This is a genomic window from Streptomyces sp. NPDC017936 (assembly GCF_044328485.1).
GTDB lineage: Bacteria > Actinomycetota > Actinomycetes > Streptomycetales > Streptomycetaceae > Streptomyces.
This window is the reverse complement of the sequence record NZ_JBIRHK010000023.1, coordinates 112152-121759: the sequence shown is the minus strand read 5'-3', so window position 1 is coordinate 121759 and position 9608 is coordinate 112152. Positions and strand designations below refer to the sequence as shown.

The window sequence follows — 9608 nt, the reverse complement described above, 5'->3', positions numbered from 1 at the left end:
AACGTGCCGTGCGGACGCTCGGGCGTGCCCTCCGACCGCGGGAAGAACTCGTACCACGAACCGAACAGGGCCCGCTCCCGCTCCACCAGCAGGGGCAGCGGGTCGGACGAGGTGACCAGTTCCCGCAGGGGGTGGCGGGCGAGGACCTCGTCCACCTCCGGAGTCAGCGCCGCCGCGAGCCGGGAGGCGGCCGGCCGCGACTCGTCGCGCAGGGCGGCCGCCGCGGCGAGCAGGACGTCCCGTGCCGGACCCTCACCCCGGGGCACGCCCGCGGCCGCCCGCTCGTGGAGCCGGGCGCCCTCCTCCAGGACCAGTTCGGTGTCGATCCCCGCCGGGATCTTGATGCGGGCGTGGTGGCGCCAGGTGCCGACGGGGTCGCTCCAGCCCTCCACCGCGTACGTCCACAGGCCCGGCGCGTCCGGGGTGACCTCGGCGCCCCAGCGGTCGGTGCCCGGGGCGAGTTCACGCATCGGCGTCCGCGTGCCGGGGCGGCCGCCGGGACCGCGCAGGACGACGTCGGCGGCGACGGCGTCGTGGCCCTCGCGGAACACGGTGGCCGAAACCTGGAACGTCTCCCCGACGACGGCCTTGGCGGGCCGCCGCCCGTGCTGGACGACCGGACGGACGTCGAGGACGGGGATGCGTCCCACGGCGGGCGCGTCCCCCGCGGAGGACCGCTCCGGGGCCGGCGGTCCGGCGTCGGCGGGGCGCGCGGCGGGAGCTTCGGCGCGGGTCGTGCGGGTCGTACGGGGGGTCGGGGGTGGTGACGAGTGGTGCGTGGCGGGCATGACCGCTCCTGTCCGCATCAACGTGGGTGGGCGGATGGATGTGGGGAGGTGGGTCCTGCGGTGGGGCGTGCCGGGATCGTCCGGACCCGCTCGCGCCGGTCCGGACGGGCCGGGGTGGTGCTCTCTTCGTACTGGTGCCCGGAAGTGCCGGGGATGTGCTCGAGTCGTGCGGGGTCGTGTACCGGAGGAGCCTTCCCACCCTGTTCGGGTGAGCAATCCGGCACTGTGTTAACTACTCGCGCGTATGTCCACGGCCAAGACCGGCCCCGTTGTTCGCGGGTGACGGGACTCCGGGTACGCACAGGGCAGCCTCTCGTGCGGGGCGAAGCGCCACAAGGTGGCCCGAGGGGACGGAATCGGCCATAAGGGGACGGCTGTGCAGTGGGTGCCCTCCCGGTGGGTACCGGGTGAACCCGCCCGTACGGGAGCGGCCAGTCCCCAGCGGCAGCCGCACCGACGCCGGTACCGTCGTCCACGACGCAGACGCACAGCGCTGTGCGCCACTCCTTACGCACGCCGAGGTGGAAAGTAGTGAAGGCGATCCGTCGATTCACCGTCCGACCCCTTCTCCCCGAACCCCTCCGGCCGCTCAGTGACCTCGCCCGCAACCTGCGCTGGTCCTGGCACGCGGAAACCCGTGACCTCTTCCAGTCCGTCGATCCCGAACGCTGGGCCGCATCCGGCGGCGACCCGGTACGGCTCCTCGGCAGCCTGCGCGCCGCGCGCCTCGCCGAGCTGGCCGAGGACCGCCGCTTCCTGCGCCGGCTGACCGCCGCCGCCGACGACCTGCACGACTACCTGACCGGCGACCGCTGGTACCAGGAACAAGGACCGTCCGCCGAACTTCCGGCCGCCGTCGCCTACTTCTCCCCGGAGTTCGGCATCACGGCCGCTCTGCCCCAGTACTCCGGAGGCCTCGGCATCCTGGCCGGCGACCACCTCAAGGCGGCCAGCGACCTGGGCGTCCCGCTGATCGGGGTGGGCCTGCTGTACCGGCACGGCTACTTCCGCCAGACCCTCTCCCGGGACGGCTGGCAGCAGGAGCACTACCCGGTCCTCGACCCCAACGAGCTCCCGCTGACCCTGCTGAAGGAGGACGACGGCACGCCCGCCCAGGTCTCCCTCGCCCTCCCCGGCGGCCGCCGGCTGCTGGCCCGCGTCTGGCTGGCCCAGGTGGGCCGGGTGCCGCTGCTGCTGCTCGACTCGGACGTCGAGGAGAACGAGCTCGGCGAACGCGGCGTGACCGACCGGCTCTACGGCGGCGGCAGCGAGCACCGGCTGCTCCAGGAGATGCTGCTCGGCATAGGGGGCGTCCGGGCGGTACGGACGTACTGCCGCCTCACCGGGCACGCCCCGCCCGAGGTGTTCCACACCAACGAGGGGCACGCCGGCTTCCTCGGCCTGGAGCGGATCGCCGAACTCTGCGACCAGGGGCTCGACTTCGACTCCGGCCTGGAGGCGGTCCGGGCCGGCACGGTCTTCACCACCCACACCCCGGTCCCGGCCGGCATCGACCGCTTCGACCGCGAACTGGTCGCCCGGCACTTCGGCCGCGACGCCGAACTCCCGCGCATGGACGTCGGCCGGATCCTCAACCTGGGCATGGAGACCTACCCCGGCGGCGAGCCCAACCTCTTCAACATGGCGGTGATGGGCCTGCGCCTGGCCCAGCGCGCCAACGGCGTGTCGCTGCTGCACGGCCGGGTCAGCCGGGAGATGTTCGCCGGCCTGTGGCCCGGCTTCGACGCCGACGAGGTGCCCATCACCTCCGTCACCAACGGCGTCCACGCCCCGACCTGGGTCGCCCCCGAGGTGCTGCGCCTGGGCGCCCGCCAGGTCGGCGCCCAGCGCACCGAGGACGCGCTCAGCGTGGGCGGCTCCGACCGCTGGGACTCCGTCGCCGACATCCCGGACCAGGACGTCTGGGACCTGCGCCGGAGCCTGCGCGAGCAGCTGGTGCAGGAGGTGCGCGACCGGCTGCGCGCGTCCTGGCGCCAGCGCGGCGCCGGCACGGCGGAACTGGGCTGGATCGACGGCGTCCTCGACCCCGACGTCCTCACCATCGGCTTCGCGCGCCGCGTCCCGTCGTACAAGCGCCTGACGCTGATGCTCCAGGACCGCGACCGCCTGATGGACCTGCTCCTGCACCCCGAGCGGCCGATCCAGATCGTCGTGGCGGGCAAGGCGCACCCGGCGGACGACGGCGGCAAGAGGCTCGTCCAGGAACTGGTCCGCTTCGCCGACGACCCGAGGGTCCGCCACCGCATCGTCTTCCTCCCCGACTACGGCATGGCGATGGCGCAGAAGCTGTACCCCGGCTGCGACATCTGGCTGAACAACCCGCTGCGCCCCCTGGAGGCCTGCGGCACGAGCGGCATGAAGGCGGCCCTCAACGGCTGCCTCAACCTCTCGGTCCTGGACGGCTGGTGGGACGAGTGGTTCCAGCCGGACTTCGGCTGGGCCGTCCCGACGGCGGACGGCGCCGCCACCGACCCGGACCGCCGGGACGCCATCGAGGCGGCGGCGCTGTACGACCTGCTGGAGCAGCGCGTGACCCCCCGCTTCTACGAGCGGGGCCGGCACGGGCTGCCCGACCGCTGGATCGAGATGGTCCGCCGGACGCTGACCCACCTCGGCCCGAAGGTCCTGGCCGGCCGCATGGTCCGCGAGTACGTCGAACGGCTCTACGCCCCCGCGGCCCGGGCCCACCGCGCCCTGGACCCCGGCACGGCCCGCGACCTGGCGGCCTGGAAGGCGAAGGTGCGCACCGCCTGGCACACGGTCACCGTCGACCACGTGGAGACCTCCGCGGCCACCCCGACGGCCGAACTCGGCACGACCCTCACCCTGCGGGTCCGCCTGACCCTGGGCACCCTGGCTCCCGACGACGTCGAGGTCCAGGCCGTCTCCGGCCGCGTCGACACGGAGGACCGCATCACGGACGCGACGACGATCCCCCTCAAGCCGGTGGGCGGCCCCGACCTGGAGGGCCGCTGGGTCTACGAGGGCCCCCTGTCCCTGGACCGCACCGGCCCCTACGGCTACACGGTCCGCATCCTGCCCAGCCACCCCCTCCTCGCCTCGGGCGCGGAACTGGGCCTGGTGGCGGGGCCGTCGGAGGAACTGGCGGAGGGAGCGGGGGTCCTGATGCGCTGAGCGGGAGGGGACGTGGCGGCAGATGCCCCCGTCCCTGCTCCCACCGCGGTGCCGGCCGGACTCCCCGCCGGCACCGCGGCCGCACACCACGCCCCTGCCCGACGCGCTCGCGGCCTTGAGCGTCAGGCCGACCGGCAAGCTGCCGAAGCGGATGGCGGTCCTCTCGCCGATGTCGGTGGCAGGCAGCGACGACAGGCCTGACTCAGCTCGACTTCTGTCCTGAGACTCGTCCCGTATAAGCGTGTGAGCTGGAGCTTCGCTTGACGGTACGGTCACCGGGTGGAACTGGAGCGGTTGAAAGGGTGCCCGGTGCACGGGGTTGGTGTCTGTCCTGACTACCTGGTCGGGCGGCGCCTTGAGCGGGTGGTCGCCTCGTGGCACCTGTACGGCATGGATGCCCCGGACGGCCCGCTGGATGTGTGGCTGATCGACAGCGAAGAGGTCGCCACCCATGTGACGGCGGGGTCGGACTGGTGCCTGATCGTGGAGTCATCAGCGCCGTTCGAGGAATACGACATGGCGGAGCTGGGCCGCGTCCAGGTGGCGCCGGTCAGCGACGAGACTCCGTTCGCCGACCATCTGGGTGAGACGGTCCTCGCCGTGCGTGAAGAAGGGGACCCGGACAGCGGGCGACTTGCGCTGGAGATCACCTTCGACTCCGGCCGTGTCCGGTGCGACGTCTGGTCCGGGGATCTCCGCCTGTCCGGCAAGTGATCAGCGTGCCGGTGCCGACGTGATTCTTCGGAATCGTCACTCCACACCATTCAACGAGGTGCCCTCATGATCCTGTCACCATTCGGCGACCTGGCCCAGCTCATCCAGTCGGTGTGCGACTTCATCGGATCGGTCGTCCCCGGCTAGCCGGGGGGCGGCGGAGGCGGCGGCAGGCACCCGCCCGGCAACCCCCTTGGAATGGATCACCCAGCGGCGGGGAGCACTCGTACCGGGGCTAAGTGAGGTCCAGGTCGGCGTGGAGCAGGTGGTGGTCCGAGGCCGGGGTCGGGTGCACGCCGTGCCCGAGCGGGGTGATGCCCCGGAGGAAGACGTAGTCGAACTTGCTCTGCCAGTCGGTGGTCGGCTTGCAGGTGCCGGTGGTCGTGGGACGGCACTGGGGGTCCACGTCCGTGGCCAGCGTCCACATCGCGGACAGTTCGAAGGCGTCCGGCACGGCGTTGAAGTCGCCGAGGACGATCACGCGGTCGTACCGGGCGACCTTCGCGGCGAGCACGTCGACCTGGTCCGCCCGGACCGCCTCCTGACGCCGTTCGGCGAGGTGCGTGTTGAAGACCCGGACGGACCGGCCGTCCACCGTGGTGGTGACCGCCATGTACCCGCGGTCCTCGGATCCGCCGTCGGGGTACTCCGCGATGACGGGGTCCGTCATCGGCGCCGCCGAGAGGACGGCCTGGCCGTAGGCCCCCGGGTTCCACGGCGCTCCGCCGCAGCGGCCCCAGTTCCGCAGGACCGACCCGTACCGGACGTGGTAGACCAGCCCGTGGAGGTTCTCCAGGTACTCCCGGATCCTCTCGACGTCGCCCACGCACGCTTCTTGCAGGCCGATGACCTGGGGCGCGTACGCGGCGATCGCCGCCGCCCGGTCGACGTTGCTCTGCTCGCAGGGATTGCAGATGTTCCACGTCATGACCCGGTTCGGCACGACGTCCCGGGCGGCCTTTGCGGGCAGCGACCCGGCGCCGCTCGGCGCACTGGGGCCGGCGAGCACCACGCAGGCCACGGCCACGGCCCCCACGAGCAGTTGAACGCCCCTACTGAGCACCGTGGCCTCCCCGAGGTGGACACCCGTGGCATCTGGCGTCTGACTCCACGAGGTTATGGGACATCATGTAGAGATCGTCTAAAGCTGGGCGAGCAGACCGAGCCCTCCGCGCCCAAGGACGGAAAAGCCGCACACCTTCGTCGACGCTGTGATGGACATGCTGGGTCCCGCCAGAGATGTCCCGTTGCCGGGCGGGGCCTGGGAGGACCTGGAGAACGGGCTGGGCGTCCAGCTGCCCGACGACTACGAGAGGGTTCTGTCCGCCTACGCTCCGGTGCAGTTGAACGTGCACCTCTGTCTGAAGCATCCGTCCACCCCACGATGGAATCTGCGCGAGTCGATGGAGCACACCATCTCGGCATTCTCGCGCAGCGACCTGTCGGACGCGCGGTGCCCTGGGTTCCCGGACGGCCCGCGCTTCGGAGGGGCTGCCGGCCTCATCCCGCTCACCAGCACCGATCGTGGCGAACACCTCTTCGGGGCGGTCGACGCCGACTCCGGTGAGTGGCGCTTGCCGGCGTGCAACGGCGATGAACAGGACTTCCACGAGTACCGCATGTCGTTCGCCGGGTGGCTCCACCGGTATCTCACCGGAGAAGACGCCTTCGGCCCCGGCAGCGCTGTCTTCCATCCAGGCCCTGTCCTCTTCGAGGGGCTGCCGATGACCGCGTCGGAGCACACGACCGAGTGGTACGGCCCGGAGCGGGGCATGTGAGAGCACGCGGTCGGGACCGGTCCGGTCAGCCGCGTCCCCGGATGTGTTCCGCCTGGCCTTGCAGGCTGCCTGTCGATGCGCGCGGACCGGACGCCGTCGTGGTGAGGACGACGTCCGGTTCGTCGCTCTCGCGGAGGTGGATCGTGCCGGGGGCGGAGGCGGCGACGTGGACGCAATCGGAAGCGTCGGGGCTGTAAGCGGACTTCTGCCAGTGGTGATCGGGCACGGTTCTCTCAGACGGTCCGGGCGATTCTGCGGATCGGATCGCGGGACTCTGCGGGCTTGAGGGCGTTCGCTTCCATCCGGTCGAGTACGACACGGTACTTGTCCGACTGGGCTTCCGCGTCCAGGAAGTCGCAGCCGTGGTGGGTGTCCAGCTGGACGGTGCCGAGTCGGGCGGGCTGCACCGCGTGCAGGAGTACGCCGACTCCTGGGGCGGCCGGTCCATCGGGGACCGCGGTGACCGGCTCGCGCGCGGGGCCGGGAAGCTGCTGTGGTTCGAGGCGGGTGGCGCTCCGGGGCGTGGCCTCACGCACCAGGACGCCGCAGCGGCGCCCGGGCGAGCGTAGAGGTGTCGGGACGGTCGGCGGTGCTCAGCGAAGGGGACCGCTGCCGCGGTAGGCGCGCTTGCCGAGGAGGAGCTCGGCGTCGAGGGCGCCTTCCGCCGCGAGGTCCTGCGGCTGGTGGAGGGCGCGCAGGCGGCGGTCGTCGGCCGGTGTCCCGCGCGGGGCGGTGTCGACTGTGTCCCCGCCGGCAGCGGAGGGCGGCTCCTCGGCGACGGCTTCGGGTGCTTCGGCGTCCAGGTCAGCCATGGTCCTGCTCCCCTGCCTCCGCGCACAGCCCCCGCAGCACCGTCCCGCACCGCCGCGCGTACGCCTGCTGCAGACCGCGTGTCGCGGGGCCGCCCGCTCGGGCGTACCACTTCGCGGCGCGGCTGAAGGCCGACACCGTGAGCCAGACCGTGCCGTCGCCCGTGCGGTCCACGACGAAGGCCTCCTCGCCGCGCTCGGGGTGGCCGGGCAGGGTGCCGTACGCCCAGCCCGCGCGGCGGTGCTCCTCGACCGTCCAGACGACGCGGCAGGGGGCCTTGATCATGCCGGCCAGGGTCACCGTGACGTCGACGCCGGGGGTCGCGCGGTCGGCCGTCGCCGTGATGCCGACGCCCATGGCGCGGTGCATCTCCCAGGTGAGGACGGCCTCGGCGGCGCGGCGGAAGACCTGCTCGCCCTCGCCCAGGCGGGTCCGCACGTGCAGGGCGTGGAAGCCGGGCGGGCAGTGGCCGGGACGGTCGCGCGTGGCGCCGACGTCCTCGTAGGTGAAGTCCCCAACAGACATGGGACCCAAGAGTAGGGCGGCACCCGGAATGCCTTCTTCCCGGGTGCCGCCCCCACTCGACTCACCTGCTGTCAGGCGACGTTGACCGCCGTCCAGGCCGCCGCGACCGTCTTGTACTCGGTGCTGGTGGAGCCGTACAGGGCCGACGCCGCGTTCAGGGTCGCCGTGCGGGCGCCCGCGTAGTTGGTCGTCGAGGTCATGTACGTGGTCAGCGCCTTGTACCAGATCTGGGCCGCCTTGGCGCGGCCGATGCCGGTGACCGTGGAGCCGTTGTACGTCGGGGAGTTGTAGCTGACCCCGTTGATCGTCTTCGAGCCGCTGCCCTCCGACAGCAGGAAGAAGAAGTGGTTCGCCGGGCCGGACGAGTAGTGCACGTCCAGGTTCTTCAGCGACGACGACCAGTAGTTGGCCGACGCGCCGTCCTTGCTCGGCTGGTCCATGTAGCGCAGCGGGGTGCCGTTGCCGTTGATGTTGATCTTCTCGCCGATGAGGTAGTCACCGACGTCGGAGGAGTTCGCCGCGTAGAACTCGACCGCCGTGCCGAAGATGTCGGAGGTGGCCTCGTTCAGACCGCCGGACTCGCCCGAGTAGTTCAGGCCCGCCGTGTTCGAGGTGACGCCGTGGGACATCTCGTGGCCGGCCACGTCCAGCGAGGTCAGCGGCTTGGTGTTGCCCGAGCCGTCGCCGTACGTCATGCAGAAGCAGCTGTCGTCCCAGAACGCGTTGACGTACGCGTTGCCGTAGTGGACGCGGGAGTACGCGGCGACACCGTTGTTCTTGATGCCGTTGCGGCCGAAGGTGTTCTTGTAGTAGTCCCAGGTGGTCTGGGCGCCGTAGGCCGCGTCGACCGCCGCCGTCTGGTCCGTGGACGAGCTGGAGGCCGCGCCGGTGCCCCAGGTGTCGTCGGCGTCCGTGAAGAGCGTGCCCGCCGAGCTGGTGGTGCTGCGCGCCTTGTTGTACGTCTTGTGGCCGCCGCGCGAGGTGTCGTACAGCTGGTACGTCGAGCCCGAGAGGTACGTGCCGAGGGAGACCGTGCCGGAGTACAGGCTCTTGCCGGTGCCGGTCTCGATGCCCTGGTACTCGTACAGCTTGGCGCCGGTGGCCGCGTCGGTGATGACGTGCAGCTCGTTCGGGGTGCCGTCGTCCTGGAAGCCGCCGACGACCGTCTCGTAGGCCAGGGTCGGCTTGCTGCCGTTGCCCGCCCAGATGACCTTGCGGGGCGCCTGCGAGGCCTCGGTGTCCTCGGAGCCGGCGGCCTTCGCGAGCGAGACGGCCTGGGTCTCGGCCTTCGCCGCGGTCACGGCCGGGCTCAGCGAGGCCACCTTGATCGTGGCGTTCGTCGCCTTGGTGACGCCCTGCCGGGCGCCCGCGGCCGACTCGTGGACGACCAGGTCGCCGCCGAGGACCGGCAGGCCCGCGTAGGTGCGCTCGTAGCGGGTGTGGACCGCGCCGTCGGCGTCCTTGACGACGTCACGGACGACCAGCTTCTCCTGGGCGCCCAGGCCTATCTCCTGCGCGGTCGCGGGGGCGTCGGCCTGCTTGTCCTGGATGAGGGCGGTGCGGGCGGCCGGGGCGAGCGCGGTGGGGACGGCCGACGGCTTGCTGCCGGTGGCGTCCGCCGGGGTCTGGGCGGCGGCGGTGCCGGCGGTCAGACCGGTGGTGACCAGTGCTCCGGCCGCGACGGCGGTGGCGATGGCCAGAGAGGTGCGCTTGTGACGCGCGTAGAGGGAGGTCACACAAGCTCCTTGAGTGTGGGGGAGCCCGGACGGCGTGGGGCGGCCGGCCGGTACTGCGGTGAAGTTGTGCGGCGGGTGAGAGGAAGACTGACATCAACGTC

Annotated in this window: 10 protein-coding genes; 3 read left to right on the top strand and 7 right to left on the bottom strand. The window is 71.9% G+C overall.

Annotation, left to right across the window (positions count from 1 at the left end; translation table 11 throughout):
* Positions 1-788 (bottom strand): maltotransferase domain-containing protein (locus ACH4F6_RS35775; protein ID WP_397964559.1); only part of this gene is annotated, 788 nt, incomplete at its 3' end.
* Between the two features lie 531 nt (positions 789-1319).
* Here ACH4F6_RS35775 and ACH4F6_RS35770 point away from each other — a divergent pair.
* Positions 1320-3944: a glycosyltransferase family 1 protein gene (locus ACH4F6_RS35770; RefSeq protein ID WP_397964558.1), complete on the top strand. Its 2625-nt coding sequence runs from the start codon at positions 1320-1322 to the stop codon at positions 3942-3944.
* 279 nt (positions 3945-4223) lie between these two features.
* The gene (locus ACH4F6_RS35765) at positions 4224-4658 is read left to right on the top strand and encodes a hypothetical protein (RefSeq protein ID WP_397964557.1); all 435 of its coding nucleotides are present in this window, start codon (positions 4224-4226) and stop codon (positions 4656-4658) included.
* Between the two features lie 235 nt (positions 4659-4893).
* On the opposite strand, the gene ACH4F6_RS35760 is transcribed toward ACH4F6_RS35765, so the two are convergent.
* The gene (locus ACH4F6_RS35760) at positions 4894-5721 is read right to left on the bottom strand and encodes an endonuclease/exonuclease/phosphatase family protein (protein WP_397964556.1); all 828 of its coding nucleotides are present in this window, start codon (positions 5719-5721) and stop codon (positions 4894-4896) included.
* A gap of 157 nt (positions 5722-5878) precedes the next feature.
* Here ACH4F6_RS35760 and ACH4F6_RS35755 point away from each other — a divergent pair, with 157 nt between their 5' ends.
* On the top strand, positions 5879-6436 hold the full coding sequence (locus ACH4F6_RS35755) for an SMI1/KNR4 family protein (protein WP_397964555.1): 558 nt from the start codon (positions 5879-5881) through the stop codon (positions 6434-6436).
* Between the two features lie 25 nt (positions 6437-6461).
* Here ACH4F6_RS35755 and ACH4F6_RS35750 read toward each other — a convergent pair whose 3' ends face one another.
* The 5 genes from ACH4F6_RS35750 to ACH4F6_RS35730 all read right to left on the bottom strand — a co-directional run bounded on the left by ACH4F6_RS35750 (position 6462) and on the right by ACH4F6_RS35730 (position 9507).
* A complete protein-coding gene (locus tag ACH4F6_RS35750; RefSeq protein ID WP_397964554.1) occupies positions 6462-6662 on the bottom strand; it encodes a DUF397 domain-containing protein in 201 nt (66 codons plus the stop codon).
* A gap of 7 nt (positions 6663-6669) precedes the next feature.
* Positions 6670-6843 (bottom strand): Scr1 family TA system antitoxin-like transcriptional regulator, encoded by a 174-nt coding sequence (locus ACH4F6_RS35745; RefSeq protein ID WP_397964553.1) that lies wholly within the window; start codon positions 6841-6843, stop codon positions 6670-6672.
* A 186-nt stretch (positions 6844-7029) separates the two neighbouring features.
* Positions 7030-7248, bottom strand: a complete 219-nt coding sequence (locus ACH4F6_RS35740) for a type II toxin-antitoxin system VapB family antitoxin (protein WP_397964552.1) — start codon at positions 7246-7248, stop codon at positions 7030-7032.
* Positions 7241-7771 (bottom strand): DUF1990 family protein, encoded by a 531-nt coding sequence (locus ACH4F6_RS35735; protein ID WP_397964551.1) that lies wholly within the window; start codon positions 7769-7771, stop codon positions 7241-7243. Before ACH4F6_RS35735 ends, ACH4F6_RS35740 begins: the two co-directional genes overlap by 8 nt.
* A gap of 71 nt (positions 7772-7842) precedes the next feature.
* The gene (locus ACH4F6_RS35730) at positions 7843-9507 is read right to left on the bottom strand and encodes a M4 family metallopeptidase (RefSeq protein ID WP_397964550.1); all 1665 of its coding nucleotides are present in this window, start codon (positions 9505-9507) and stop codon (positions 7843-7845) included.
* Between the last annotated feature and the right edge of the window lie 101 nt (positions 9508-9608).

Coding starts and splice junctions, on each gene's coding strand:
- ACH4F6_RS35755 (WP_397964555.1), top strand. CDS start 5,879: ATGCTGGGTCCCGCCAGAGATGTCCCGTTGCCGGGCGGGGCCTGGGAG.
- ACH4F6_RS35740 (WP_397964552.1), bottom strand. CDS start 7,248: ATGGCTGACCTGGACGCCGAAGCACCCGAAGCCGTCGCCGAGGAGCCG.
- ACH4F6_RS35735 (WP_397964551.1), bottom strand. CDS start 7,771: ATGTCTGTTGGGGACTTCACCTACGAGGACGTCGGCGCCACGCGCGAC.